Origin of the sequence: Klebsiella terrigena (assembly GCF_012029655.1) — a bacterium.
Classification (GTDB): domain Bacteria; phylum Pseudomonadota; class Gammaproteobacteria; order Enterobacterales; family Enterobacteriaceae; genus Klebsiella; species Klebsiella terrigena.
Genome location: NZ_CP050508.1, coordinates 3,908,832 through 3,934,833, shown reverse-complemented (window position 1 = coordinate 3,934,833; position 26,002 = coordinate 3,908,832). Strand labels below are relative to the sequence as shown.

At 58.4% G+C, this 26,002-nt stretch carries 22 protein-coding genes; 9 read left to right on the top strand and 13 right to left on the bottom strand.

Features of this window, described 5'->3' with window-relative positions; genetic code table 11:
* Positions 1–65: 65 nt before the first annotated feature.
* A complete protein-coding gene (locus HCK03_RS18515; RefSeq protein WP_041144705.1) occupies positions 66–680 on the bottom strand; it encodes a flavin reductase family protein in 615 nt (204 codons plus the stop codon).
* Between the two features lie 95 nt (positions 681–775).
* On the opposite strand from HCK03_RS18515, the gene rlmF reads away from it, so the two are divergent.
* The gene (gene rlmF / locus HCK03_RS18510) at positions 776–1,690 is read left to right on the top strand and encodes a 23S rRNA (adenine(1618)-N(6))-methyltransferase RlmF (RefSeq protein ID WP_041144706.1); all 915 of its coding nucleotides are present in this window, start codon (positions 776–778) and stop codon (positions 1,688–1,690) included.
* Positions 1,691–1,751: 61 nt separating this feature from the next.
* On the opposite strand, the gene ybiO is transcribed toward rlmF, so the two are convergent.
* The 6 genes from ybiO to rhtA all read right to left on the bottom strand — a co-directional run bounded on the left by ybiO (position 1,752) and on the right by rhtA (position 8,410).
* Positions 1,752–3,968, bottom strand: coding sequence for a mechanosensitive channel protein (gene ybiO / locus HCK03_RS18505; protein ID WP_167692015.1), 2,217 nt, complete (start codon positions 3,966–3,968; stop codon positions 1,752–1,754).
* A gap of 109 nt (positions 3,969–4,077) precedes the next feature.
* Positions 4,078–4,800 (bottom strand): glutamine ABC transporter ATP-binding protein GlnQ, encoded by a 723-nt coding sequence (gene glnQ / locus HCK03_RS18500; RefSeq protein ID WP_041144707.1) that lies wholly within the window; start codon positions 4,798–4,800, stop codon positions 4,078–4,080.
* A complete protein-coding gene (gene glnP / locus HCK03_RS18495; protein ID WP_041144708.1) occupies positions 4,797–5,456 on the bottom strand; it encodes a glutamine ABC transporter permease GlnP in 660 nt (219 codons plus the stop codon). The genes glnQ and glnP overlap by 4 nt, the downstream gene beginning before the upstream one ends.
* A 165-nt stretch (positions 5,457–5,621) precedes the next feature.
* The gene (glnH, locus tag HCK03_RS18490; RefSeq protein WP_041144709.1) at positions 5,622–6,368 is read right to left on the bottom strand and encodes a glutamine ABC transporter substrate-binding protein GlnH; all 747 of its coding nucleotides are present in this window, start codon (positions 6,366–6,368) and stop codon (positions 5,622–5,624) included.
* A gap of 407 nt (positions 6,369–6,775) precedes the next feature.
* Positions 6,776–7,279, bottom strand: a complete 504-nt coding sequence (gene dps / locus HCK03_RS18485) for a DNA starvation/stationary phase protection protein Dps (protein ID WP_041144710.1) — start codon at positions 7,277–7,279, stop codon at positions 6,776–6,778.
* 243 nt (positions 7,280–7,522) lie between these two features.
* Positions 7,523–8,410, bottom strand: a complete 888-nt coding sequence (gene rhtA / locus HCK03_RS18480) for a threonine/homoserine exporter RhtA (protein WP_041144711.1) — start codon at positions 8,408–8,410, stop codon at positions 7,523–7,525.
* Between the two features lie 353 nt (positions 8,411–8,763).
* Here rhtA and ompX point away from each other — a divergent pair, with 353 nt between their 5' ends.
* A complete protein-coding gene (ompX, locus tag HCK03_RS18475) occupies positions 8,764–9,273 on the top strand; it encodes an outer membrane protein OmpX (protein ID WP_041144712.1) in 510 nt (169 codons plus the stop codon).
* A 103-nt stretch (positions 9,274–9,376) separates the two neighbouring features.
* On the opposite strand, the gene HCK03_RS18470 is transcribed toward ompX, so the two are convergent.
* Together HCK03_RS18470 and mntS are read right to left on the bottom strand one after the other, a co-directional pair.
* Positions 9,377–10,954, bottom strand: coding sequence for a phosphoethanolamine transferase (locus tag HCK03_RS18470; RefSeq protein ID WP_123551132.1), 1,578 nt, complete (start codon positions 10,952–10,954; stop codon positions 9,377–9,379).
* Between the two features lie 268 nt (positions 10,955–11,222).
* Positions 11,223–11,348, bottom strand: a complete 126-nt coding sequence (gene mntS, locus HCK03_RS18465; RefSeq protein WP_041144714.1) for a manganase accumulation protein MntS — start codon at positions 11,346–11,348, stop codon at positions 11,223–11,225.
* Between the two features lie 183 nt (positions 11,349–11,531).
* On the opposite strand from mntS, the gene mntR reads away from it, so the two are divergent.
* From mntR to HCK03_RS18440, 5 genes are all read left to right on the top strand, one after another.
* Positions 11,532–12,005, top strand: a complete 474-nt coding sequence (gene mntR, locus HCK03_RS18460) for a manganese-binding transcriptional regulator MntR (RefSeq protein WP_041144715.1) — start codon at positions 11,532–11,534, stop codon at positions 12,003–12,005.
* Positions 12,002–13,114, top strand: a complete 1,113-nt coding sequence (locus tag HCK03_RS18455; protein ID WP_167692014.1) for an anion transporter — start codon at positions 12,002–12,004, stop codon at positions 13,112–13,114. The genes mntR and HCK03_RS18455 overlap by 4 nt, the downstream gene beginning before the upstream one ends.
* A gap of 107 nt (positions 13,115–13,221) precedes the next feature.
* Entirely contained in the window at positions 13,222–14,259 is a 1,038-nt protein-coding gene (locus HCK03_RS18450) for an aldo/keto reductase (protein WP_115193268.1), read from the top strand.
* A 193-nt stretch (positions 14,260–14,452) separates the two neighbouring features.
* The gene (locus HCK03_RS18445) at positions 14,453–15,829 is read left to right on the top strand and encodes a glycoside hydrolase family 1 protein (protein ID WP_167692013.1); all 1,377 of its coding nucleotides are present in this window, start codon (positions 14,453–14,455) and stop codon (positions 15,827–15,829) included.
* 99 nt (positions 15,830–15,928) lie between these two features.
* Entirely contained in the window at positions 15,929–16,645 is a 717-nt protein-coding gene (locus HCK03_RS18440; protein WP_041144719.1) for a GntR family transcriptional regulator, read from the top strand.
* Positions 16,646–16,699: 54 nt separating this feature from the next.
* On the opposite strand, the gene ldtB is transcribed toward HCK03_RS18440, so the two are convergent.
* Positions 16,700–17,620, bottom strand: a complete 921-nt coding sequence (gene ldtB, locus HCK03_RS18435; protein ID WP_115193996.1) for a L,D-transpeptidase — start codon at positions 17,618–17,620, stop codon at positions 16,700–16,702.
* 369 nt (positions 17,621–17,989) lie between these two features.
* Between ldtB and HCK03_RS18430 the strand changes: the two genes are divergently transcribed.
* A complete protein-coding gene (locus tag HCK03_RS18430) occupies positions 17,990–19,585 on the top strand; it encodes an ABC-F family ATPase (RefSeq protein ID WP_041144720.1) in 1,596 nt (531 codons plus the stop codon).
* Between the two features lie 92 nt (positions 19,586–19,677).
* Here HCK03_RS18430 and HCK03_RS18425 read toward each other — a convergent pair whose 3' ends face one another.
* Both HCK03_RS18425 and HCK03_RS18420 read right to left on the bottom strand, forming a co-directional pair.
* Positions 19,678–22,044, bottom strand: coding sequence for a glycoside hydrolase family 31 protein (locus HCK03_RS18425; protein ID WP_115193264.1), 2,367 nt, complete (start codon positions 22,042–22,044; stop codon positions 19,678–19,680).
* Positions 22,045–22,058: 14 nt separating this feature from the next.
* Positions 22,059–23,360 carry an MFS transporter gene (locus HCK03_RS18420; RefSeq protein WP_115193263.1) on the bottom strand — a complete coding sequence of 434 codons (1,302 nt, stop codon included), beginning with the start codon at positions 23,358–23,360 and terminating at the stop codon, positions 22,059–22,061.
* Between the two features lie 302 nt (positions 23,361–23,662).
* On the opposite strand from HCK03_RS18420, the gene HCK03_RS18415 reads away from it, so the two are divergent.
* Positions 23,663–24,736: a LacI family DNA-binding transcriptional regulator gene (locus HCK03_RS18415; protein ID WP_143992563.1), complete on the top strand. Its 1,074-nt coding sequence runs from the start codon at positions 23,663–23,665 to the stop codon at positions 24,734–24,736.
* Here HCK03_RS18415 and HCK03_RS18410 read toward each other — a convergent pair.
* Entirely contained in the window at positions 24,733–25,998 is a 1,266-nt protein-coding gene (locus HCK03_RS18410; RefSeq protein WP_135185000.1) for a DUF1479 domain-containing protein, read from the bottom strand. The two genes, HCK03_RS18415 and HCK03_RS18410, sit on opposite strands and share 4 nt — an antisense overlap.
* Positions 25,999–26,002 lie beyond the last annotated feature (4 nt).

Here is a 26,002-nt window from a genome sequence, read left to right as displayed (position 1 = left end):
CCCGCCCGTGCGAATAAGGTCGCGTCGCACGGACGGCGAGTCGGCGCCGGGACAGCGCTAGCGGGCTAGCGGGCGTCGGGGCGGATCAGGTCAAAACGCTGGCTTTCATCAATACTGTAGTAGGCGCTCGGGCCGCCGGCGCGCAGGATAGGCTGGGCTTTGGCGGTCTGATAGATGCCCTCTTCCAGCAGCGATTCGTCGATATGGACCGCGACAACCTCGCCAAGTACCAGCCAGCTGTCGACGGGGGTGCCGTCGGCGGTGGTCAGGCGGATGCACTGCGAGAGGCGGCACTCAAAGTTCACCGGGCTTTGTGCAACCCGCGGGGCGGCGACGATCCGGCTGGCGGCGGCGGTCAGCCCGGCGCGGGTGAATTCATCTTCGTGGCGCGGGAGGCTGGCAGAGGTCTCGTTCATGGCTTCGGCCAGCGGGCGGGTTGCCAGGTTCCAGACAAATTCTTTCGTTTCGACAATATTCTGTACGCTATCCTTCCAACCGCTGCTGGCAAAGCCGATAATTGGTGGCCGATAGTTGAAGCAGTTAAAGAAACTGTAGGGCGCGAGATTGCGCTGTCCTGCCGCATCCAGCGAGGCGATCCAGCCGATAGGACGCGGCCCGATAATGGCGTTAAGCGGGTCGTGCGGCAGCCCGTGTCCCTGCGAAGGTTGATAGAAATACATAGAATACCCGTAACCGAAGAGGAGATATCCAGACTCCCTTATTTACCGCGCCGCCGTCAACGGGTATCTTACGCGGCTGTTCAAAGGAGATTGCCATGAAAGCCCAGAAACCGGGGTTACACCCGCGTAACCGTCACCATCAACGTTATGATTTGCCCGAGCTCTGCCTGGCTCACCCCGAGCTCGAGGGTTTTATCACCCTGAATCCGGCGGGCGAGCAGACCGTTGACTTTGCCAACCCACTCGCGGTGAAGGCGCTGAATAAGGCGCTGCTGGCGCACTTTTACGCGGTGAAACACTGGGACATTCCGGATGGCTTCCTGTGTCCGCCGGTGCCGGGAAGGGCGGATTATATCCACCATCTCGCCGACCTGCTGGCGCTGGATACCGGCACGATCCCCGAGAGTGCGAGCATTCTGGATATCGGTACCGGCGCAAACTGCATCTATCCGCTGATCGGCGCGCATGAATACGGCTGGCGCTTTACCGGCAGCGAAACCAGCCAGGAGGCGCTCTCCAGCGCGCTGGCTATTATCAGCGGCAACCCGGGAATGAGCCGCCAGATTCGCCTGCGTCGTCAAAAAGACGCCACGGCGATCTTTACCGGCGTTATCCATAAAAACGAATGCTTTGACGCGACGCTGTGCAACCCGCCGTTCCACGATTCTGCCGCCAGCGCGCAGGCGGGCGGCGAGCGCAAGCGCCGCAACCTGGGTCTGGGCGCCGATAGCGTGATGAACTTTGGCGGCCAGCAGCAGGAGCTATGGTGCGAAGGCGGCGAAGTGGCCTTCATCACCCGCATGATTGAGGAGAGCCAGCAGTTTGGGCGCCAGGTGAAATGGTTTACGTCGCTGGTCTCCCGCGGCGACAACCTGCCGCCGCTGTATCGTGCCCTGACCGAAGTCGGTGCGGTGAAGGTGGTGAAAAAAGAGATGGCGCAGGGGCAGAAGCAGAGCCGCTTTATCGCCTGGACCTTTATGGATGAAGCAAAGCGCCGACGCCCGTTTTAAGCCGTTCGGCGTCTCTGCTTAGCGTTGTTAGCGCCCCGGTCTGCTCCGTGCAGCCGGGGCGTTATAGCGTTGGCTCCACCGGGGCCGGCGGCCCGTCAACGGCGGCGGGCGTCATCGGCAGCACCTGGTAGGTTTGCACCGGGGCGCGCACGCCGGCAAGGTCGAAATGCCTTTTAACCTGCGTATCCAGCGCAAAACGCACCGTCCACTGCTTCAGCGGCAGCGTGGTAAACGTCACCCGTAGGGTAAAGGCGGTATTGCTCAGGCCGACAAGCCCGGCAAACGATGGCTCGCCAATCACCAGCCCGCGCACCTCCTCCTGGGCCATCACGTCCACCACCGCATCCTTCAGCGCCCGGCTGGCCTTATCCAGATCCTCATGGCGGTCGACGTCGTAGTTAGCCACCACCGAGCCGATCCCGCGCACGAAGTTGGCGAAGGTGGTGATCGAAGACCACGGAATAATGTGATAGGCGCCGGTATCCTGGCGCACCCCGACCGAGCGAATCGACATCCGCTCCACCGTGCCGGTTAACGGCCCGATCGTCACCAGATCGCCGGTGTTCATCCCGTTTTCAAACTGGATAAAAATGCCGGTAATAATATCTTTCACCAGCGTTTGCGCGCCGAAGGAGATTGCCAGCCCCAGCGCCCCCGCGCCTGCCAGCAGCGGGGCGATATTGACCCCCACTTCCGAGAGCAGGATCATGACGGTGATGGTGCTGATGATCACCGCCAGCGCGTTGCGAAACAGCGTCAGCAGCGTTCTCGCCCGGGCGCCCGGCAGCGGACGTCCGTGAATATCCGAGGCGAGGCGGTTTTCTATCAGGCTGGCGAGCAGCGTCCAGCCGATGGCGGAGAAGAACAGGATCAGCGCGATGCGGATCATCACATCTACCGCCTTCTGCCCGGCGCCGTTATGCATCCAGTTCCAGAAATCGAACAGTCCCCAGGCGCTGAGCAGCAGCATAATGGCGACGGCGACCACCAAAATGCGCGCCACCTTCAGCGCCACGGAGATCCAGCCGTTAAGCCGCTTCTGCAGCTCAGGATAGCTGCGCTGGGTTTGCGGCGACAGGGTGATGGTTTTGGCTATCCAGCGCGACAAAATGCCGGAGATCAGCGCCGCGGCGCCGACGATCGCCAGGCTGCGCACCGTGGCGCCCATCATAAACTTCAGGCTGTTGCCCGGGTCGAAAAGCGAAAAGAAAAACAGCACGATAAAATAGGCGCAGGCCAGCCAGTGCCAGACCAGCGCGAAGGCGCGGATAAACAGGCTGAAGAAGGCCAGCGAGCGGTCCGCCAGATGAATCAGCCCTTCGGTAATCACGTGCTTGTTATGAAAAATCAGGTACAGCGCCCACAGGGTGATGCACAGCATAATGGCCACGTTGGCCAGCGCGCCGACCTGGACGTTGACCTGGTTGGAGATAATCGGCACGGCGACGATCAGGCCGTAGCCAATCAGGCTGCTGAGCGCGCTCAGGCGCAGGTTCCAGTATTTTGCACTGTCGTCGCTGAGGTTAAACGGCCGCAGATCCGCCACCCGTGGGCAGAAAATCAGCCGCAGAATAGCTTTGAAGAACTCGATCAGCGCGAAGGCGTTCAGGAACAGGCTTTGCTGGAAGGCGATGGTGCGGTTGCCGCCGTTGAGCCTGTCGCTGAGCAGCTGACCAACGAACAGCGTGAGCGCCAGCAGGATCAGGTCGAAGATAAAGGCGCCGGCAATCGTGGCCGGCAGCTGCAGCCAGTTGCTGCGATCGTGGTTTTTATGCCGCCCCCAGTGGCCCATTTTGCGATACAGCGGCAGCGCGGCCAGCCGCACCAGCCACCAGAAGGCAAAGACCAGCGCCGCCAGCATCAGGAAGGTGCTCGCGGCGTGGCGGAAGGTATCGGCATGGAAAGGCTTATGCGGCGCGCCGGTAATATTGCGCCACAGCTGCGAGAAACGCGACGAGAAGCGCTCGCCGTATTCGCGGCTGATGTGGGTGACGTTTTCCAGCACCGTCGGCTGCTCTTCCTCTTTCGGCGGCGTCAGCGTTGGCGCGCTGGCCGGCGGCGGCGTGGCGGCAGCGGTGCGCAGCTGGTCGATGAGCTCCTTGCGAGCGGCGTCGTTATCCAGCACGTCGGCCAGCGCCGCGTAGGCGGCCTTTTTCTTCTCAAGGTCGGGTTCGTTGCTGGCGGACTGCTGCGGGGCGGCGGTCGGGACGCCGGGCAGGGCTGCGGCCGAAAGCGGAGCGGTAAATAGAGCGGCAAGCAGTAACAGGATCCACGGCACGAGCACCTCCATTGCGTCTCAAACCAGTAAGTATAGAAGACGATGTCGGGAGGACGGGGGTGGGATGAATCTGGAAAGCGGCTCCCCGCGACGGGGGAGCCGGTGGCTATCAGGCGACGTGCTGCAGGAATTCGCGCAGGCGCGGGCTAGGCGGGTTCTTGACCAGAACCTGCGGATCGCCATCTTCCGCGATACGCCCTTTGTCGATGAAGATCAGGCGCGAGGCCACTTTTTCGGCGAAGCCGATTTCGTGGGTCACGATAACCATCGTCATCCCTTCCTCTGCCAGATCCTGCATCACCTTCAGCACTTCATGACGCAGCTCCGGATCCAGCGCGGAGGTAGGCTCATCGAACAGCATCATCTTCGGCTTCACCGCCAGCGCGCGGGCGATGGCTACACGCTGCTGCTGGCCGCCGGAGAGCTCTGAAGGATAGTGGTGCGCGCGTTCCGCCAGCCCCACTTTTTCCAACAGACCTTTTGCCAGCTTCTCGGCCGCCTCTTTCTTCGCGCCGCGCACGCGCAGCGGTCCGAACATGACGTTCTCCAGCGCCGTCAGGTGCGGGAAGAGATAGAACTGCTGGAACACCATGCCGGCTTCCTGGCGGATCAGGCGATCGTCTACCTTCGGATCGTTGACCTTCAGGCCGTCGACAATCAGCTCGCCGCTGGTTATCTCTTCCAGTTTGTTGATGCAGCGCAGCAGGGTTGATTTACCGGAGCCGGAAGGCCCGATAATCACCACGACTTCACCTTGGTTAATCTTCAGATCGATATCGTGCAGCACCTTGGTTGGGCCAAAGTGCTTGGAAACGTTTTTAAATTCAATCACAGGATTTTCATCCTTCTTTCAAGACGGCGCAGAATAAAGCTCAGAACCAGGGTGATAATGAGATAGATAACGGCAACGGCGCTCCAGATCTCCAGCGCGCGGAAGTTACCGGCAATAATCTCCTGTCCCTGGCGGGTCAGTTCGGCAACGCCGATGACGATAAAGAGCGAGGTATCTTTGATGCTGATGATCCACTGGTTACCCAGCGGCGGCAGCATGCGGCGCAGCGCCAGCGGCAGGATCACGTGGCGAATCGTTTCGCTTCGTGACAGGCCGAGCGCCAGGCCGGCTTCGCGGAAGCCCTTGTGGATAGAGAGCACCGCGCCGCGGGTAATTTCCGCGATGTAGGCGCCGGAGTTGATCATGATGGTCACCACCGCGGCGGAGAACGGATCGATGCGCAAATCATTAAACGCCATCGGCAGGGCGAAGTAGATAAACATGACCTGCACCACGATCGGGGTGCCGCGAATAATTTCAATAAAGACCAGCGCGATGTGGTTCGCTATCCAGCCGCCAAAGCAGCGGGCGAAACCGGCGACGAGGCCGATTATCAGACCGCCAGCCAGGCCGAGGACCGAGATCCACAGCGTCATTTTGGCGCCTTCCAGCAAAATTGGAATGGCGGGCCAGATGGCACTCCAGTCAAACTGCATAATTCGTTCCTGTTACCGTGTCGAAAACAGAGGATGGCCCTCTGAGAAAAAATGACTCAGGCCTGCTGCGAGGCGATCCCCGGCAGAGGGCGCAAGCGCCGATGCCGGGCTACCAGACCTCAGCAGGCCGGTAAGAGATATATCCGTGCGGATACGGTCTGATTATTATTTTGGCTCAGTACCGAACCATTTTTTATAAATTTCGTTGTAGGTGCCGTTTTCGCGCAGGGTTTTCAGCGCGCCGTTCACTTTTTCACGCAGTTCGTCGCTGCCTTTCGGGAACGCGATGCCGTAGCTCTGCGCTTCCAGCGAGTCACCTACCGCTTTGAACTGGCCGTGGCCGGCGGTTTTGATGAAGTAGAGGATATTTGGCGTATCGTGCAGCACGGCATCGGCGCGGCCGGTACCCAGCTCCATGTAGGCGTTATCGATGTTCGGGAACTGGCGCAGGTCTTTGGTTTTGATGTTAGCCTTGGCGTAGTCAACGGAGCCGGTGCCGCCTTTAACCGCGACCACTTTGCCGTTCAGATCCTTCACGTCTTTGATATCGTTGTTGTTCGCTTTCACCATCACCAGCAGGCCGCTTTTATAGTAGCCATCGGAGAAGTCGATCGCTTTTTTACGCTCTTCGGTAATGGTAATCCCCGCCAGCGCGAGGTCGATGTTTTTCGTTTGCAGCGCCGGGATGATGCCGCTGAAATCCATTGGCTTCAGGGCATAGTCCAGCTTCAGCTCTTTGGCGATGGCGGCCCACAGGTCGACATCGAAGCCAACGTACTTATCGCCTTGCTTAAATTCAAACGGAACAAACGCCGTATCGGTCGCAACAATCAGTTGTTTTTCAGCGGCCTGGGAAGAAACCGCAAAAGCCAGGGTCAGTGCAGCCAGTGAAACTTTTAATACAGACTTCATAGCATTTCCTTTTATATCCACGGGACGATCCCCTGCGAGAACGAGTAACCCTATGAAAAAATCGTGCCAGTTTTACAACTTGTTGTTTTATAACAACCAGAGTGGTTCCTGTTGCACGCTTTCGGGTCTGGTAAACGCAATATGCACCACGACGGGGCGTTGTTTTGGTGCGTCATAAATATGCCGAATAACAAGAGCATTTTTAACGCAAACACCGATGGGAAAACAATCTTGCCGTAACGATTGTGTGAGGTGATTATTACATTTGATTTACTTTAGTACGCATTTTGACCATTGTGGTGCACTAAAATAGTGCGATGGCGCGAGGTGATAAAAAAAACGGGGAACGTGAGGCGAGGAGGGTGGGGCAATGCCGCCAGCGGAGCTGACGGCAGTCGGGGTGGTGATTATTCGATATTAGATTCGATAAACCACAGGAATTTATCCAGATCGCGAGAAGCGGCGGTGAAGATATCGGCCGTATCTTCGTCTTTTGCCTCGCTAATCGCTTTGCGCACGTCATTCGCCACAATCGCGTAGCGGTCGGCCAGCTCTTTCAGGTGGTCCTGGACGGTGTGAATGTCCAGCGGGTAGCTTTTCAGCGGAGTTTTGCTGTTGATAACCTGCGTGGTGCCCAGCGCAACGCCGCCGAGCTGGACGGCGCGTTCGGCCATCGTATCGAGGTGATCGGTCAGCGCCGTGCGGAAACCGTCCAGCATTTCATGAACGGCAATAAAGTTGGCACCGCGCATATTCCAGTGAGCCTGTTTGGTGATCAGCGACAGGTCGATGAACTGGATAACCTGACGATTGAGCAGCTCAACGGTGGCTTTCTTTTCGCTGTCGGTCACATCGTTGCGGGTATAGAGCAGGTTAGATGCTTTAGTTTTAACCAGTTTTGCGGTACTCATAGTTTCATATCCTCTTGATATTTATACTCGTCATACATCAAATTCGAATCATATGGAGCGCTTGCCCCCGGTAACTCATGGGGACAAGTATAGCAACGGATACGCAGAAGGCGGTGTCGGTAGTCTCTATCGGTTTGATAGCGCAGGCTTGTTGATAATTTTAAAGGTATTTAAATCAATGGGTTGAGTGTTTTATGCGTCAGCGCTGTACGGCGCGGCGGCCGTACAGAACCGTCTGACAATTTAGCCAATATCGACTTTTTTGAGCTGCGTTTCCCGCCGCATCGTCAGCGTCGAACCCATCGAGGCGAGGATAATTGCCCCCAGCGCCAGGGTTTGCGTGAAGGTCAGCGTCTCGCCAAGGAACACCATTCCCGACAGCGCGGCAAGGGCGGGCTCCATGCTCATCAGCGTGCCGAATGTTTTGGTCGGCATGCGGGTCAGGGCGATCATTTCCAGCGAGTAGGGGAGCGCGGTAGAGAGCACGGCGATCGCCAGGCCCAGCGGCAGCAGCGACCACTGGAACAGCGTATCGGTTGCCTGCAGCATACCCAGCGGCACAAAAATCACCGCGGCAATGAGCGAGCCCATCGCCACCGTTGCCGGGCCGTGCTCTTCGCCCGCGCGCTGGCCGGTAAGAATATAGACTGCCCAGCAGGCCCCGGCGCCCAGCGCCAGCAGCGCGCCGGTGAGATCGACCTGCGCCACGTCCTGACCCAGCGGCAGGAGATACCATAGCCCCAGAACCGCCAGAACCACCCATACGAAGTCGAGCGGACGCCGCGAGCCAAAGAGGGCCACCGCCAGCGGGCCGGTAAACTCGAGGGCCACCGCAATGCCCAGCGGTATGCGCTGAATAGAGAGATAGAACAGATAGTTCATCGCCCCCAGCGCGAGGCCGTAAAAGAGCAGCGGCAGGCGCTGTTCGCGGGCGAAGCGCAGCCGCCAGGGCTTGAAAATGACCACCAGAATCAGGGTGCCTAGCGCCAGGCGCAGGGCCGTCACGCCGGGCGCGCCAACCAGCGGGAAGAGCGATTTCGCCAGCGATGCGCCGCTCTGAATCGAGATCATGGCGATTAAAATAACAGCCGTCGGCAACCACGCCGGGACCTTACGGGACGAGCCGGGCATCCTTTCTCCTGTCAAAATTTGTCAAAACCGGTAAAGGTTCCAGTGTAAATGAATTACCCAAACGCAGTTGAGCTATTGTTGAAAAAATCCCCGGAGAGAGGAGTACAATCGCAAGCACACCGCTGAAACACTCGTCTGGTGATTAGGAATAATCTGGATGCACGTCCGGCGAGCTGCGCGCATAAATATGATTGTATCCGCTAAAAACGGTTGTTTTCCAGATTGTTATAGTTTTGTGGAAACTTTTAGTTACATGAAAAAGTATGTTAGACAGTGTAAAGTGAAAAGAGTTTCCCGAAAGTTTTTGATATATTTAAGACTTAGGACTTATTAGAAACACATTTGAGGTGGTTATGAATAAAATTGCACGTTTTTCAGCACTGGCTGTTGTACTGGCTGCATCCGTAGGTACCGCGTTCGCTGCAACTTCTACCGTTACCGGTGGTTATGCTCAGAGCGACATGCAGGGCGAAGCGAATAAAGCAGGCGGTTTCAACCTGAAGTACCGTTACGAGCAAGACAATAGCCCGCTGGGTGTTATCGGTTCCTTCACTTACACTGAAAAAGATCGCACCGAATCTGGCGTATACGAAAAAGGCCAGTACTACGGCATCACCGCTGGTCCGGCTTACCGTATCAACGACTGGGCAAGCATCTACGGCGTAGTGGGTGTTGGTTACGGTAAATTCCAGGACAACAGCTACCCGAACAAAGCTGACATGAGCGACTACGGTTTCTCCTACGGCGCTGGTCTGCAGTTCAACCCGATCGAAAACGTTGCTCTGGACTTCTCTTACGAGCAGTCTCGCATTCGTAACGTTGACGTTGGTACCTGGATCGCGGGCGTTGGTTACCGCTTCTAATCACTTCGGTGATATAAAAAATCCGCCTCAAGGGGCGGATTTTTTTTGCCTGTCATTCGGTAAAACTCGTCGCCATCAGCATCCCGATGGCGAATGAGGCGGCCTACTGGGTGGTGAACAGGTCGCTACCCAGATGGGTATAGTCCACTTTTTGCAGCTGGAAGTTGGTGATGAAAACCGGTCCGGCCTTTTGCTCAGAGATAAAGCGATAGCGCGGCTTGATTTCCTCGGCGGCGATCCCGGTCCACTGCGAGAAGAAGCCGAGGAAATCGTTGGCCGAGCGGCGGGCTTTAATAACCTTGTGCGCTTTATCATCGCTGGACAGCACCATGAACGGCACCTGGAAGTTCTGCTGGAACTTATCGTCGTGCGCCAGGTACTGCACCTCTTTCCCGCGCTCCTTGAAGGCCAGGCCGTGATCGGAGAAATAGGTCATCGAGAAGCTGTCGCCGGAGTTCTGCAGCTGGCTATAGAGTTTGCCCAGCAGGGCATCGGTTTGCGTCATGCTGTAGAGGTAGCACGAGGTCTCCTTCGACTGGACGAATACCGTATATTTTCCCCTGGTGCGGTCGCAGGCCTGCGGGTGTGAGCCCATCAAATGCAGAACGATCAGCTGCGGCTGCGTGCGCTGGGTCGACAGGACCTGCTCGGTTAGCTTCAGCAGCTGCTCGTCCTGGGTATTTTTATTGGCCTCAAAATCGCCGTTTTTGAGGAACTGCACCTCGTCGGCGCGTTTGGCAATACTGGCAATCGCCGTATCGTACTCGCCGATTTGCCCCTGATTCGAGAACCACCAGGTCTGGAAGCCCGCGCGGTTGGCCAGCGTGACGAAGTTATCCTGATACTGCGGCTTGCCGTCAACGACCCGGTTAAGCGTCAGGCCCAGCGACTTTTGCGTTGAACCGCTGGCCGCAATGTAGTCGTTAAACAGGTAGCCGTTCACCGAGCTGGCGAAAGGGGTGTTGTCCCAGTGGCCGCCGAAGGCACCGAGCGCGTCGCGCCGCGCGCTTTCGCCAATCACCACCACGTACAGGTGATATTTGGGCTTCACCGCCACGACGTGCCAGCTGTCCTTGATATTCGCCAGCTGCGCCATGCGCGCCTGCTCATCCAGCACCTCGTTGTTATTTACCACCACGTCTTTGACGAAGCGCAGAGCCGGGTAGCCGGTATCAATCACCTTGAAGACGCCGCCCCAGGCCAAATTTTGTACCGGCTGGAGGAAGAAGATGCCGACGCTGAACAGCAGGCCGAGGCTGTCCATTTTGCTCCAGCGCTTGCGTTCGTCCGGCTTGCGACGCACGGCAATGACGCCCAGCGCAAAAATAAACACCGCCAGCAGATAGCTGTACCACGGGAAGATGGTCAAAATTTCGGTGGATTCTTCGACGTTGGTGGCGTGCAGCGCCAGCAGCGTATTGAAATTGGGCGCACCGTAGGCCTGGCCAAACGGATAATAGAGCGCGGCAAGCAGCGAGTAGCCGCCGACCACGACCTTCTGCGCGCGCGGAAAGCTGCGCCACAGCAGATGTAGCACGCATGTAAAGGCAACGGCATAGAGCAGGCTAAAATCGTAGCCAAGGGCCAGGTTAATCAGCAGAGACTGTAAAAAGTAGAATCCGATCCACGGGTTCAGGACCAATCCACGAGCGACCAGCGTTTCTTTCAGGGTGAGGTTCATAGTTAACAATCAAAAAGACGCCATGTGCATCCCCTGGCATCAAGGGGTAAAACCTGCTGGACAGTGCCGGAAGAGGGTCTCTGCGAGCCGCAGTAGTGGCAGGGCTGACAAACGATAGGGCTTGCAAATGATAAGGTCAACTAGCCATAACAGATTGTTTTGGGAGAAAGCTTACAAAACTTGAAAAAAGCGGGTGAAAGGCGGGGAAACGGACCAGTATGACGGGGAATTATGACCGAAAAATGAAGCGGCGTGCCGCGACGCCGCGTTAGTTGCCCGGTTTGTCCTGCTCTTTTTTGCCGTTGAGCAGGTCACACAGCATGCCGATTAGCATTAAGCGTACTTTAAATGGAGAGTGGGTAAACACCTGTAAGCACCTCTTGAGTTCGTTCATCGTAACCTCCTGCGCTTTCGCCCTTCGCTCGGTGAAGGATGTCTGCATTACATACAGATATAGCACAGGCTATATTTTATAGCTATGGCTAAAAAGTTAATTTTTTGTGCTACGGGCCCAATCATTTACAATGGCCCTCTTTGAGATGACGCTTGCTGCGTCACACGTATTTGAGGAAGCACAATGAACCGTCGCGCAGGCAAACAAATAACAAAAAAAGTGACGCAGCTAGTGAATGTTGAAGAGCACGTTGAGGGGTTTCGTCAGGTGCGTGAAGCGCATCGTCGCGAGCTGATTGACGACTACGTTGAGCTGATTTCCGATCTGATCCGCGAGGTGGGCGAAGCGCGTCAGGTCGATATGGCCGCGCGTCTGGGCGTTTCGCAGCCGACGGTCGCGAAAATGCTCAAGCGCCTGGCTACCGTAGGTTTGATCGAGCAGATCCCGTGGCGTGGCGTCTTTTTAACCCCGGAAGGCGAGAAGCTGGCGCACGAAAGCCGCGAACGTCATCAGATTGTGGAAAACTTCCTGCTGGTGATCGGCGTCAGCCCGGAGATTGCCCGTCGCGATGCCGAAGGGATGGAGCATCACGTGAGTCAGGAGACGCTGGAGGCTTTTAGCCAGTTCACCCTCAAGTACGGGCAGCACGGAGAATGAACCTGCCCTTTATTCAGTCGCTGGCGGGTGACCGCTTCCTCCATTTACTGCTGATTATTGCCGGCGTATTAAGCATTTTTGTGCCCTTTGCCCCTGCCAGCTGGCCTCAGGCTATCGACTGGCAGACGATTATTACCCTCAGCGGGCTGATGTTGCTGACCAAAGGGGTCGAGCTGAGCGGCTATTTTGACGTGCTGGGCCGCAAAATGGCGCGGCGGTTTGTGACCGAACGGCAGCTGGCCATCTTTATGGTGCTGGCGGCGGCGCTGCTTTCTACCTTCTTAACCAACGATGTGGCGCTTTTTATCGTCGTTCCGCTCACCCTGACGTTAAAAAAATGGTGCGCCATTCCGGTTAACCGGCTGATTATTTTCGAGGCGCTGGCGGTGAACGCCGGCTCGCTGCTGACGCCGATCGGTAATCCGCAAAACATTCTGCTGTGGGGGCGCTCCGGCCTCAGCTTCCCGGCGTTTATCGGGCAGATGCTGCCGCTGGCGGCGGCGATGATCATAACGCTGCTGGCGCTGTGCTGGTGCTGTTTTTCAGCCGTACGCCTCACCTATCACAGCGGCGATCGGGTGCCCTCCTGGCGGCCAAAGCTGGTCTGGGGCTGCCTGGGGCTGTATCTGGTTTTCCTGACGGCGTTAGAGATGAAGCAGGGGCTTTGGGGCCTCGCGCTGCTCGTCATCGGCTTTTTGCTGCTGGCGCGGGCGGTGATTATCAACGTTGACTGGTCCCTGCTGCTGGTCTTTATGGTGATGTTTATTGACGTTCACCTGCTGATCCAGCTGCCGGTGCTGCATCAGCTGCTGAGCAGCGTCGGCCAACTCTCCCCCGGCGGCCTGTGGTTGACGGCGATCGGCCTGTCGCAGTTCATCAGCAACGTCCCGGCAACCATTCTGCTGCTCAACTACGTTCCGCCGTCGACGCTGCTGGCCTGGGCGGTGAACGTCGGCGGCTTTGGCCTGCTTCCCGGCTCGCTGGCCAACCTGATTGCCCTGCGCATGGCGGCGGACAGGCGCATCTGGTGGCGCTTTCATCTTTACTCTCTGCCGATGCTGCTGTGGGCGGCGCTGGTGGGCTACGCCATCCTGCACTTCGGGTTCTGATATTCAGAGGATTGGGCAAGAAACGGACAGGATCTCCCCATTCGCACTCGTGCGGGCGGGAGTATAACTATAGCGCTGACGTTAATTATCCTGATGAGGAGAGTCCGATGCGTTATAAAAAACTCGGAAATACCGGTCTGTTTGTCTCTGAACTGTGCCTTGGCACCATGACCTTTGGCGGTGAAGAGGGGATGTGGGGCAAAATTGGCCAGCTGCGCCAGGCGGAAGCCGAGCAGCTGGTGGGTAGCGCCCTCGATGCTGGCATTAACTTTATCGACACCGCAAACGTCTATTCGGAAGGGCGTTCGGAAGAGATAACCGGCCAGGCGCTAAAAAATCTCAAGATCCCGCGCGAAAACGTGGTGGTCGCCACCAAGGTGTTCGGTGAAACCGGCACCGCCGGCGTTAACTCGCGCGGTAGCTCCCGCTACCATATTCTCAGCAGCGTCAAAGAGAGCCTGCGGCGCCTGCAGCTCGATCATATCGATCTCTATCAGCTGCACGGCTTCGACCCGGCGACACCCGTCGAAGAGACCCTCTACGCCCTCGATACCCTGGTCCGCCAGGGGCACGTCCGCTATATCGGCATATCGAACTGGGCCGCCTGGCAAATCGTCAAGGCGCTGGGTATTGCTGAACGCCTTGGGCTGGCCCGCTTTGCCTCCCTGCAGGCTTACTACACCATTGCCGGGCGCGACCTCGAGCGCGAACTGGTGCCGATGATGCAGAGCGAAGGGCTGGGGCTGATGGTCTGGAGCCCGCTGGCGGGCGGATTGCTGAGCGGCAAATATACCCGCGACGGCCAGGGGGAAGCGGGCGGTCGCCGGCTGGAATTTGATTTCCCGCCGGTGAATAAGGATCGCGCCTTTGATTGCGTGGACGCGATGCGCGAGGTGGCGGACGCCAAAGGCGCGACGGTTGCGCAGGTCGCGCTCGCGTGGCTGCTCCATCAGCAGGCGGTGACCAGCGTGATTATCGGCGCCAAACGCGCGGATCAGCTGGCGGATAATATTGCCGCCACTCAAATCCAGCTCAGCGAAGAGGATCTGCGGAAGCTGGATGCGGTGAGCGCGCTGCCGCGCGAATATCCCGGCTGGATGCTCGAGCGCCAGGGCGAATATCGCCGCAATCAGCTCGCCCGCTAGCCGGTCATTTCCTCCACCGGCGCCGCGTCGACCGACGCGATCGCGTGCCTGACCCGGACGGGGCTTTGCTGCTCCGATCCGGGTTTTTTGTTTGTTCCGCTCACAAAAAAGGATCCTTTCTTTTGCCTGTGGCGTCGCTTTCGGCTATATGACTAGTCATGAAATTTAAATGACTAGTCATAGAGGGCGTGAGATGAATAACGTACTGCCGGCAGATTTTTTGTGGGGTAACTCGGTTTCCAGCATGCAAACCGAAGGCGCGTGGAATGAAGGCGGCAAAGGGATGTCGGTATACGATATTCGCCAGCCCGCAGAGTTTGCCTCTGACTGGAAGGTAGCGACCGACTCCTACCATCGCTATGAAGAAGACTTTAATTTAATGCAGGACCTCGGAATGAACTGCTACCGCTTCCAGATTGCCTGGAGCCGCGTTTGCCCGCTGGGGGACGGGGAGTTCAATAAAGAGGGCATCGCCTTCTATCACCGGTTTATTGACCAGCTGATTGCCCGCGGCATTGAGCCGATGATCTGCCTGTATCACTTCGATATGCCGCTTTCGCTGGCGGAGCGCTACAACGGCTTTACCGATCGTCGGGTGATGGAGGCGTTTATCCGCTACGGCCAGAAGATGATTGAGTGCTACGGCGATAAGGTGAAGTACTGGCTGACCTTCAACGAGCAGAACCTTTACCATATGCCGGAGGCGTTTCTTATTACCGGCTACCTGCGCGGCGAGAAGACCCTGCGCGAGCTCTATCAGATCCAGCATCACGTGATGATGGCGCACGTTCATCTGACCGATTATCTCCACCGGGCGAAGCCGCAGAGCCTGATGGGCGGCATGCTGGCCCACGCGATGGTCTACCCGGCGACCTGCAAGCCGCGGGATGTCCTCTGTGCCCAGCAGCTCGACGAGTTCTTTAATCAAAACCTGCTGCGCGCCTTCGCCGGTGAGGGCTACAGTCCGGAGGTGATGCACGCGGTGGCGCGCGAGGGCTTTGACGATATCTATCGCGCGGAGGATCTGGCGCTGATGGCGAAGGTGAAAATCGACTACCTGGCCTTTAGCTACTATGCCAGCCGAACCCTCGACAGCGACCCGATCCCGGCCGGCACGCCGGTGAACAACTACATGCTGTTTGGCGATAAGCCGAATGCGTACCTGAAAGCCACGGAGTGGAACTGGCAGATAGACCCGCTCGGTTTTCGCATGATAATCACCCGCTACTACAACGACTGGCGCCTGCCGGTGTTCCCGATTGAGAATGGCATCGGCGTCATTGAGTCCTGGGATGGCGAGACGCAAATCGCCGACGACTATCGTATTGCCTACCATCGCGACCATATTAACGCCATGAAAGAGGCGATTTTTGAGGACGGCGCGCAGGTGATTGGCTATCTCGGCTGGGGGCTTATCGATATTCTCAGCTCGCAGGGCGATATGCGCAAACGCTACGGGGTGGTGTACGTTAATCGGGAAAACCACGACCTGAAGGACCTGCAGCGAGTGCCGAAGAAAAGCTACGCGTGGCTAAAACGCGCGATTCTCAGCAACGGCCAGGAGATGTAGCGGGATACCAGGCGGGCGTTTGAGGTATTCTCTACGCCTGCCTTTGTTCATGCCGAACAAAGAAAAACGCGACACCACAATCAGCGGGAAGGACGGGGAATGACGGCGAAGTACCTTATTATCGCGCGGGAAATAAAAAAGCGGATTATCAGTCAACGGTACCCTGCCAGCGAGCCGTTACCCGACCAGTTTGCGCTGGCGGCTGAGTTTAACACCAGCAGGATGACCATCCAGCAGGCGATGCGGCAGCTGATCGTCGAAGGGTTAATTTATACCCGCAAAGGGCTCGGCACCTTCGTGCGCAAAAATTTTCTCCAGCTCTCGCAGTGGGAGCTGCCGGGCAGCGACTATTTTGGCGCGACTAAAACCTGGGAGCATCGGGGCGAGGTGACCAGCGAAGTTATCCGTTTTGAACTGCGCTTCGCCAGCGAGAAAGAGCAAACCTCGCTGCTGATCGATGCCGACGCCCCGGTCTATGATTTTGTGCGCCTGCGCCTGCTTAACGGTGAACCGGTATCGCTGGATTTGACGGTGATGCCCGTGGCGCTGGTGCCGGGGTTAAATAAAGCGCATCTGGAGAGTTCGGTCTTTCGCTATGTCCAGGAGACGCTGGGCCTCAGGCTGATGGGCTCCTATCGCGTGGTGCGGGCAATGAAGCCCGACGCGCTGGACCGCCAGTATCTGAACTGCGAGGAGAGCGACCCGGTGCTGGAGGTGGAACAGGTCATTTATCTGGAGGACGGCACCCCGCTGGAGTACGCCCACTGCCACTATCGTTACGATCACGGCGGCATTATTCTGGTGAATAACGGATAAAAAAATGGCGGGCATCGTGCCCGCCATCTGGTTTTTTAACGCCCGGTCTGCGGCTTAGTTCAGACGTACCGGCATACCGGAACGGTTCTGGACCGCCTGCTCAACCACGCTCTGATCGACGTCTGACTGGCCGGTGACGGCCTGCACGGATTTGTTCAGCGTAATCGGTACGATCTCACCGCCCTGGAACTGGGCTTCGGTGGTCGACAGCGGGTTGTGGACTTCAACATAGCGGCTGCCGTCCGGCTCGCTGGTGGCTTTCACCGGTTCATCGATAAATTCGACGCGGGTGCCGACCGGCACGTTCTCAAACAGGAATTTGATATCGTCGTTGCGCAGACGCACGCAGCCGTGGCTGACGCGCAGGCCGATACCGAAGTTGGCGTTGGTGCCGTGGATCGCGTACAGACGACCGATGTAGAGCGCGTACAGGCCCATCGGGTTGTCAGGACCGGCCGGTACTACGGCCGGCAGCGGGTTACCGGCTGCGACGTATTCGGCATGCATTTTCGCCGTCGGCGTCCAGGTCGGGCCAGCTTTCTTGCGCTCAACCTTGGTCACCCAGTTGATCGGCGTATCTTTGCCCAGCTGGCCGATACCAATCGGCAGCACGATCACGGTGTTGGTGCCTTTCGGGTAGTAGTAAAGACGCATTTCCGCGCTGTTGATCACGATACCTTCATGCACGGTGTCCGGCAGAATCAGCTGCTGCGGGATATTCAGCACGGTACCGCCTTTCGGCAGGTAGGTATCGACGCCCGGGTTTGCTTCCAGCATGTTGGACAGACCCATCTGGTATTTGGCGGCGAAGTATTCCAGCGGCTGTTTGTTGTCGTCCGGAACCGTGACAACCTGGTTCTGGCCAATCAGTCGGCTACCGTCGGTCGGCAGAGGATAGGTTACAGCGGATGCTGTGTTGCAAAAGCCCACGATGGCGAAGGCTGCCGCAAGGAGTGTCGATAATTTCATATTCATCATGTCGTGTGCGATGTTAAAGCCACACAGGCCTTTGTTAGATTTTTCAGGGAGTAGATGGGAGCGCATTATATGTGCATTCCCGCCAACAGGGAAATGAGATGTGTACGAAATCACACTTTTTTGCTGCTTGTTTCAAGTGTCGTCCTTTAACCGGCGAAGCCGCGCCGTCACAGGGGCGATCGCACGGCATGCCTGGGGCCGCCGGGCCGCCGCTGAGGCCTGCAGGACGCCGGCGGCGGGGGGCAAAAGGCGCTCTACGCGGCGTCAGCGGTAAGGGAATTCACCGCAGACCGTGAAAAGAGATGGTTTTGCTGGCATAATGTCCGATGTGTCACACTTCTCATTCTCTTTTTTCAGGATAACCCCGTGCTAGTATCCAGCAACGTCACCATGCAGTTTGGCAGTAAGCCGCTGTTCGAAAACATCTCCGTCAAATTTGGCGGCGGCAACCGTTACGGCCTGATTGGCGCCAACGGTAGCGGTAAATCTACCTTTATGAAGATCCTCGGCAACGATCTGGAGCCAACGCTGGGCAACGTGTCCCTCGATCCGAACGAGCGTATCGGTAAGCTGCGTCAGGACCAGTTCGCGTTCGAAGAGTTCACCGTGCTGGATACGGTCATCATGGGCCACGGCGAGCTGTGGGAAGTGAAGCAGGAGCGCGATCGCATCTACGGCCTGGCGGAAATGAGCGAAGCCGACGGCTATAAGGTGGCGGATCTGGAAGTGACCTACGGCGAGATGGACGGCTACTCCGCTGAAGCCCGCGCCGGTGAACTGCTGCTCGGCGTCGGTATTCCGGTAGAACAGCATTACGGCCCGATGAGCGAAGTCGCTCCCGGCTGGAAGCTGCGCGTCCTGCTGGCGCAGGCGCTGTTCTCTAACCCGGACATCCTGCTGCTCGATGAACCGACGAACAACCTGGACATCGACACCATTCGCTGGCTGGAGCAGACGCTCAACGAACGTGACAGCACCATGATCATCATTTCGCACGACCGTCATTTCCTTAACATGGTGTGTACCCACATGGCGGATCTCGACTACGGCGAACTGCGCGTCTACGCCGGTAACTACGACGAATACATGACCGCGGCCACCCAGGCTCGCGAGCGTCTGCTGTCTGATAACGCCAAGAAAAAGGCGCAGATTGCCGACCTGCAATCCTTCGTCAGCCGCTTTAGCGCCAACGCCTCTAAATCACGTCAGGCGACTTCTCGCGCCCGTCAGATTGATAAAATCAAGCTCGACGAAGTGAAGGCCTCCAGCCGTCAGAACCCGTTCATCCGCTTCGAGCAGGATAAGAAGCTGTTCCGTAACGCGCTGGCTGTCGAAGAGCTGGCGAAAGGTTTTGATAACGGCCCGCTGTTTAAAAAATTCAATCTGCTGCTGGAAGTGGGCGAGAAGATTGCCATTCTGGGTGCCAACGGCGTGGGTAAAACTACCATGCTGAAAACCCTGGTTGGTGAACTGACGCCGGATAACGGTACCGTTAAATGGTCTGAGAATGCGCAGATTGGCTACTACGCGCAGGATCACGCCGAAGACTTCGATAACGATCTGAGCGTGTTCGACTGGATGAGCCAGTGGAAGCAGGATGGTGACGACGAGCAGGTTGTGCGCAGCTTCCTCGGCCGCCTGCTGTTCAGCCAGGACGATATCAAAAAGCCGGCAAAAGTGCTGTCAGGTGGCGAAAAGGGCCGCATGCTGTTCGGTAAGCTGATGATGCAGAAACCCAACATTCTGGTGATGGACGAACCGACCAACCACCTGGATATGGAATCTATCGAATCGCTGAACATGGCGCTGGAGATGTATCAGGGCACCCTGATTTTCGTCTCCCACGACCGCGAGTTCGTCAGTTCGCTGGCGACCCGCGTGATTGAAATTACGCCGCAGCGCGTCATCGACTTTAGCGGTAATTACGAAGATTATCTGCGCAGCAAAGGCATCGACGGTTAACGTCCGCCGCCCGCCCCGGCACGCGCCTGCGCTGCCGGGGAGTGAACATAAAGCCCCGGTCAGCCTCGCACGACCGGGGTTTTTTATTGCCTTTAGTCCAGCAGCCACTCGCCGACGTCTTTGCCATTCACCAACAGCCGGCGCTTTTCACCGGCGGGGAGCGTTATCTTCAGCGCCTTCCACGCCGGGCGGTAGTGGCCGCGTGCGTTCACCTGCAGATTGATGGTGCTGGCGCTGCAGGTCATCTCCCACCCCAGCCACAGCGCGTCGCCGTCGCGATAGCCCCAGCTCTCGCCGTCATCTTCAAAGAGCAGGCCGCTCGTCGAACCCGCCCCCTTGAGCGGAAACAGCTTCAGCTCGCGGCTGTCGTCTTTTTTGGCGTCAACGTGGACGATCCTCTCGCTGAGCGGCAGACCCGCCCCGGCGCGCACCATCAGCGGCAGTTTCTCCAGCGGCGCATCGCGCGTTACCCACTGACCGCCGGCGAACCACTCCCCGCTGTAAAAGTCGTACCAGCCGGCCTCGTTTTCCGGCAGCCACACCGGGCGCTGGCGCTGGCCGGGCTCCACGACGCTGGCGACGAGGAGATCGCGGCCGAGCAGGAAGTCGTCGCACTCCTCGAAGGTCTGCGGGTCATGCTGGTGATCGAGGAAGGTCGGGCGCAGCATCGGCTCATCGTCAGCGTGAGCCTGCCACAGCAGGGTGTAGAGGTAGGGCAGCAGGCGATAGCGCAGCTCAATCGCGCCGCGAATCGCCGGCAGGACCGCCGGATACATCCACGCCTCGTTGACCGTGCGATCGTCGTTCCATGAGTGGATCGTGAAGCGCGGATGCATCACCCCGTTCTGCACCCAGCGCACGAACAGCTCGGCGTCCGGCTTATCGCCGGAGAAGCCGCCGACGTCGTGACCGACGTTATAGAGGCCGGAGAGGCTCATTCCCAGCCCCATGCGGGTGTTGTAGCGCAGGGTATCCCAATTGGTGCGGTTATCGCCGCTCCAGGTTTGCACGTAGCGCTGCATCCCGGCGCAGCCGGAGCGTGAGATCAGGTAAGGGCGTTTCTCCGGGGCAAAGCGCTGCTGGGCCTCCAGCGACGCGCGCATCATCAGCAGCGGCATCACCGGGCGGATATGCTTGATTGCAATCTCCTGGCCAAAACCGTGGCAGCGCGCCTCGCCGTCCCAGACTTCAAATTCGTTATTGTCGTTCCACGTCGAATCAATCCCCATCTCCAGCAGCTGAGTGGTGACTCCCTCCTGCCACCAGGCGACGGTTTGCGGGTTGGTGAAGTCGAGGTGCGACCCTTCGTCATCCCAGAAGCTGGAGCGCTCCGGGGACTCGCTTTCGGAGTCCTGAATAAACAGCCCGCGCTCCGCCACCTCGCTATAGCGCGGGTGATCCTGCAGCAGGCAGGGCTTGATGTTGGCCGCCAGCTTGATGCCCGCATCGTGGAAGCACTGGCTCATCACCTTCGGCTGCGGAACCTTGTCGTAATTCCAGTTAAAGACGTAGCGCTTACCGCCGATCGAGGTATAGCCGGAGGAGAGCTGGAACGAGTCGCACGGAATAGCGTGCTCTTCGCAGAGGCGGATAAAGTTCATCAGCTGATTTTGCGCATCCGGCGCGTCGGTGTAGTGCATCGTCGAACCGCTGTAGCCCAGGCTCCACTTCGGCCCGAACAGCGTTTTTCCGGTCAGGCGGACAAAGGCTTTGGTGACGTCCAGCACGCGTTTGCCGGTAAACATGTAGTAATCAATATCGCCCGCTTCGGCCTGCCAGCGGCGATAGGCGGTGTGGTAGTTGTCGATTTCATTGCCCAGATCCAGCCAGCAGCTGCTGAGGTTATCGTAGAACAGGCCGTAGCTGATATCGCTGCGCTGAGCGATGGTGAAGGGGATGTGCTTATACAGCGGATCGGTGCTGGCGGCGTTGTAGCCCATCGCATCCAGGTTGCGCATCTCGTAGCGATTCCCGTTGCGCTGCAGGTTGCCCGCCTTTTCGCCCAAACCGTAGAAGCGTTCATCTTGACGCCGGCTCTGGTAGTGCGCGACGCCGTCGCCGTGGGCGTTGACCAGATAGGCGCTGGTCGGACGGTCGTTAACCAGCGGCTGCCACTCTCCGGCATCGTCGCGGTAGCTCCACTCCAGCCACAGGGGCTGGTGGACGGTGACGCGCAGCCGTTCGGTGGCCACCGTCAGGGTCTCCTGCTGCTGCTCCAGGCTCCAGGCGGGGAGGGTAAATCCGCTGATGTCGTCGCGGCTGCGCCCCTCCCAGGGGACGTCCTGCTGCGGGGCGATGCTCCAGGTGCGGTCCAGCGCCAGCTCTCCTCTGCGTTTAAGCAGGACGCGGAACAGGTTTTCTTCCAGCACGTACAGGCACAGGGTGTGCTGCCCGTCCACCGCCAGCTCGACGTGGTGGGCCAGCTGCTGTTGCAATTTCCAGTGTTTCAACGTTTTCATTTTTACATCCACTCTCAGGCGCGTTTGGCGCGACGTTCAGCAATAAAAGCGACCAGGAAGACCGCGCCAATCAGGTCAAAGAAGCCCATGGCGACGAATAGCGGGTTGAAGCCAATCTTGTCGGCGGTCACCCCGATTAATAAGGAGAACAGGAAGCTGGCGATCCAGGCGGCGGAGCCGCGCATGCCGTTGACGGTCGCCATCTGGCCCTTATCGAACGACTCCACCACCAGCGCGCTCAGCATGCAGGAGATAATCTGGTGGCCGAAGCCGCCGATGGAGATCAGGACGATGGTGACGTAGGGGTCGCGGGTAATGGCGACGAGGGCCAGCGAAATCATCAGGAACGCGCCGGTCAGCGAGCTTGCCACCACCGAGTTAACCCGTGAACAGCCGAACCAGCGGGTATAGAGTTTGGTCAGATAGCCGCTCACCACGCTGCCGAGATCGGCGGCGAGGAACGGCAGCCAGGCGAACATGGCTATTTGTTTGAGATCCATGCCGTGCTCTTTGGCGAGGTACAGCGGCACCCAAAAGCTCAGGACCGCCCAGGCGGGCTCAGCCATAAAGGCCGGGATCGCAATACCGTAGAAGCGCTTATTTTTCGACACGGTTTTCAGCGCGGTAAAGAACGGCAGCTTCACCGCCGGCGGCTCGTTATCCTGACGGATAAACTCCAGCTCCGACTTGCCCAGATTCGGATGCTTTTCCGGATTGTGGTAAAACGCCCACCACAGGATCACCCACAGCAGCGCCAGCACCCCGGTGAACATAAACGCGCCCTGCCAGCCGAAAGAGGCGTGAGCAAAATAGATGATCGGCGGCGCCAGCATCGCGCCGATGGAGAAACCGACGCCGGCCCAGCCGGCGGCTATCGGGCGTTCAGATTTTGGAAACCATTCGCCGATGGTTTTGGCGTTGGCCGGGGTGGCGGCGGCTTCTGCTCCGCCCATGAAAAAACGCAGCAGCGCGAGGTGCAGCCAGCTGCCGGCACCGGCGTGGGCGATACAGGCGACGGCCCACAGGGTGGCGCAGATCATAAAGCCCAGCTTCAGGCCAATCACGTCAATCAGCCAGCCGCAGAGAGGCTGGAAGAGGGTGTAGGCCAGCTGAAAAGCGCCGACGATCCATGAGTACTGCTCGGTGGTGATGCCCAGCGTTGTCTTCAGCTCGGGGGCGATAATGCCTAAGGAGTTGCGGGTAATGTAGTTAACGGTGACGCCGAGCAGAAACAGGGTCAGCATCCACCAGCGCAGGTTTTTGACTACGCGGCGGGATTTGCTGACCGCCATATCGTTGTTGAGGCCTTGGCTCATAGAACTCTCCACAAGAACTTTGTAGGGGGGAAATGACCGATGCTCAATCCCTGAGTTGTCATACCTTTTTTATTAACGTTATGAATATTATTGTTTTATTTATTTGGTTTTCCGTATAACTAGTATGGAAGTTATCGGACCAATTCAGGTTAAGATAGAAAATGAGCGGCCAATAGCCTTATTTATGCAAGTTTTTTCATGAGATGAGGAGATGCTCACGACAGATAGCGAATCTAGCTTGATAAACTGCTTTTTGGCGCCATGAAAATTCTTTCATTTGCAAGATAGAGCTGGATCACAAAATGGATAAAAAGCTGAGAATTGCCGAAATCGCGGCCCGTACGGGGATGTCGGCGAGTACCGTTTCCCGGGTGCTGGCGGGTAAAGCGAACACCAGCGAAAAGGCGCGTCAGCGGGTCCTGCAGTGCGCCCGCGAAATGGGGGTGATGGAGGGGCTCGCCGCCGGACGCATGCTGCTGAACAGCCTGGTGGTTTTCGCCCCTTCCCGGGCGTTTGATGAGCGCTCCGATATCTATTATTACCGGGTGATTCAGAGCATTAATAATGCGCTGGCGCCGCATGAGGTCCGCCTGCGGACCTGCGCGCTGGAAGAGAACGACAGCGACGCCAACCTGTTTTTGGCCCGCATGAACGAAGCGGAGACCGAGGCGGCCATTCTGCTGGGTATTGACGATCCGCATATTCACGATCTGGCCGCCGATTTTGCCAAACCCTGCGTGCTGATCAACTGCCGGGATGAGGGCATGCGCCTGTCGTCGATCGCCCCGGATCACCGGCTGATCGGCCAGTTTGCCGCGCGCTATCTGTTTGAGATGGGGCATCGGGCGGTCATGAACGTGATGTGCCTGCGCCGCTACACCATGGAGCTGCGGCTGGTGGGCATCAAGGAGGCCTGGCGCGCGCGCAACCTGCGCTTTACCGACGGGCGGGATCTGATCGGCGTGGCGAACTTCAGCGCCAGGGAGACGGAGGAGCAGGTGGGGGAGTGGCTCGACGCTCAGGTCGGGAAGCCGCTGCCGACGGCCTTTCTGGTCGGCGGAGACTATATGGCGGTGGGGGCCGTCAATGCCCTGCAAAAGCGCGGCCTGCGGGTTCCTCAGGACATCTCGGTCATGAGCATTGACGGGTTTAACCTCGCCGCCATCCAGGATGTGCCGCTTACCGCCGTTCACGTCCCGCGCGATGAGCTCGGCACGGAGGCGGTGCAGCTTCTGCAGCAGCGGCTGATCCGCCCCCAGGCCCCGAGCGGCTCGCTGCTGCTAAACGGCACGCTGGCGGTGCGGGATTCGGTACGGCGGATACGGCCCGGTAGCCGCCGCACCGCCGTTGAGCAACAGGGGCTGTACGACGATTAAACCTCGATGCCCAGCGCGCGTTTGCCGTGGACGTTGAGATCGTCGAGGGTAAAGCGCGCCTGCCAGTCGGCTTCGTAGTCTTCACGCGGAAAATCACCCGGCGACGCGCCTTTCTCCAGCGCAATTTTAACCTTGTGCGCGTAGGCGAGATTCTTCTCGCACAGCGGCGCGGCGGGGATATACATCACGTTGCCCCAGCCCTGCTGGTTTTCGACTGGCGCCACCGAGTGGATCACGTCGCAGTGCCACCACACCGAATCGCCGGCGCTGATGGCCGGGATCGCGCTCAGCGCTTTAATTAGCAGCGGGTGCCATTTCTCGGAGATCGGCAGCACTTTACCCGGCGCCACGCCGCACAGCTCGTCGTCAGGGACGTCATCGAGCAGCGGACGCAGCAGAACGTAGGCCATCGCCTCCGGAATCGGCACCACGTGCAGCAGGCCCTGATCCGGGATCATATCGGAGAGCGCGGTCCAGCCCTGGAAGGTGCGGAATACCGAGCATTTGGTGGTGTTATCGACGGTGTACTCTTCCACCTCGGTCCGGTGCGCCGCATCCCACGGGTCGTAAGCGTCGATATTGCCGTTAAAGACGTTGGCAAACACCTGCTGATAAGCCGGCAGCAGCCAGCGCTCGAGGGCGCCTGAATCGGTATGCGCTCCCAGCCCCTTCGAGGTGGTGCCCGGCGGGCGGCGGCGGATGCGGTCAGGGTAGATAACGCTGACGTCAGGGTCGAACCACTGCTTGCCGTCCCGGCTAAAGGTCCACAGGCGGTTGAGGAACGACTGCACCGCGGCCATTTCGTCGCTCTGCCGCGCCTGCATCTGCGCCTGTGACCAGTAAATCGGGTAAATCTCCGGACGCGAGGCGTCGAGCGAGCCGAAGAAGGTATCGCCCGGTCCTTTGTAGACGTCGTCGAAGCGGTTAAGGTCGAGGTATTCCAGCATCGAGTTGTCCCACGCCAGCGCCCGTTCGCGTGAGAAGTGGCCTCTGATCACCGCGCAGCCGCGGCGCCTGATGGCCTCGCGCTGGGCATCGCTCACTTTGCCCTGTGCAATATCGCTGAACGGGATAATCGGCCACACCTCTTCCCCGCGCGCCTTGATGGCGTCAATTTCGTCCAGACGTGCGCTAATCCGCGCCGTCAGCCGATCGAACACGGCCTGCACGTCGCCAATTTGCGCGCGCAGATCCTGTTTTATTTGTCGAATCGCCGCTTTGTGGTCGGCGGGGAGCGTTTCGCTGGTATGAATAACCGTCATGATG

What these genes read in the sequence shown, in the direction of transcription:
- HCK03_RS18515 (WP_041144705.1), bottom strand. Translation starts at nt 680, where the DNA reads ATGTATTTCTATCAACCTTCGCAGGGACACGGGCTGCCGCACGACCCG.
- rlmF (WP_041144706.1), top strand. Translation starts at nt 776, where the DNA reads ATGAAAGCCCAGAAACCGGGGTTACACCCGCGTAACCGTCACCATCAA.
- glnP (WP_041144708.1), bottom strand. Translation starts at nt 5,456, where the DNA reads ATGCAGTTTGACTGGAGTGCCATCTGGCCCGCCATTCCAATTTTGCTG.
- glnH (WP_041144709.1), bottom strand. Translation starts at nt 6,368, where the DNA reads ATGAAGTCTGTATTAAAAGTTTCACTGGCTGCACTGACCCTGGCTTTT.
- dps (WP_041144710.1), bottom strand. Translation starts at nt 7,279, where the DNA reads ATGAGTACCGCAAAACTGGTTAAAACTAAAGCATCTAACCTGCTCTAT.
- rhtA (WP_041144711.1), bottom strand. Translation starts at nt 8,410, where the DNA reads ATGCCCGGCTCGTCCCGTAAGGTCCCGGCGTGGTTGCCGACGGCTGTT.
- ompX (WP_041144712.1), top strand. Translation starts at nt 8,764, where the DNA reads ATGAATAAAATTGCACGTTTTTCAGCACTGGCTGTTGTACTGGCTGCA.
- HCK03_RS18470 (WP_123551132.1), bottom strand. Translation starts at nt 10,954, where the DNA reads ATGAACCTCACCCTGAAAGAAACGCTGGTCGCTCGTGGATTGGTCCTG.
- mntS (WP_041144714.1), bottom strand. Translation starts at nt 11,348, where the DNA reads ATGAACGAACTCAAGAGGTGCTTACAGGTGTTTACCCACTCTCCATTT.
- mntR (WP_041144715.1), top strand. Translation starts at nt 11,532, where the DNA reads ATGAACCGTCGCGCAGGCAAACAAATAACAAAAAAAGTGACGCAGCTA.
- HCK03_RS18455 (WP_167692014.1), top strand. Translation starts at nt 12,002, where the DNA reads ATGAACCTGCCCTTTATTCAGTCGCTGGCGGGTGACCGCTTCCTCCAT.
- HCK03_RS18450 (WP_115193268.1), top strand. Translation starts at nt 13,222, where the DNA reads ATGCGTTATAAAAAACTCGGAAATACCGGTCTGTTTGTCTCTGAACTG.
- HCK03_RS18445 (WP_167692013.1), top strand. Translation starts at nt 14,453, where the DNA reads ATGAATAACGTACTGCCGGCAGATTTTTTGTGGGGTAACTCGGTTTCC.
- HCK03_RS18440 (WP_041144719.1), top strand. Translation starts at nt 15,929, where the DNA reads ATGACGGCGAAGTACCTTATTATCGCGCGGGAAATAAAAAAGCGGATT.
- ldtB (WP_115193996.1), bottom strand. Translation starts at nt 17,620, where the DNA reads ATGAATATGAAATTATCGACACTCCTTGCGGCAGCCTTCGCCATCGTG.
- HCK03_RS18425 (WP_115193264.1), bottom strand. Translation starts at nt 22,044, where the DNA reads ATGAAAACGTTGAAACACTGGAAATTGCAACAGCAGCTGGCCCACCAC.
- HCK03_RS18420 (WP_115193263.1), bottom strand. Translation starts at nt 23,360, where the DNA reads ATGAGCCAAGGCCTCAACAACGATATGGCGGTCAGCAAATCCCGCCGC.
- HCK03_RS18415 (WP_143992563.1), top strand. Translation starts at nt 23,663, where the DNA reads ATGGATAAAAAGCTGAGAATTGCCGAAATCGCGGCCCGTACGGGGATG.
- HCK03_RS18410 (WP_135185000.1), bottom strand. Translation starts at nt 25,998, where the DNA reads ATGACGGTTATTCATACCAGCGAAACGCTCCCCGCCGACCACAAAGCG.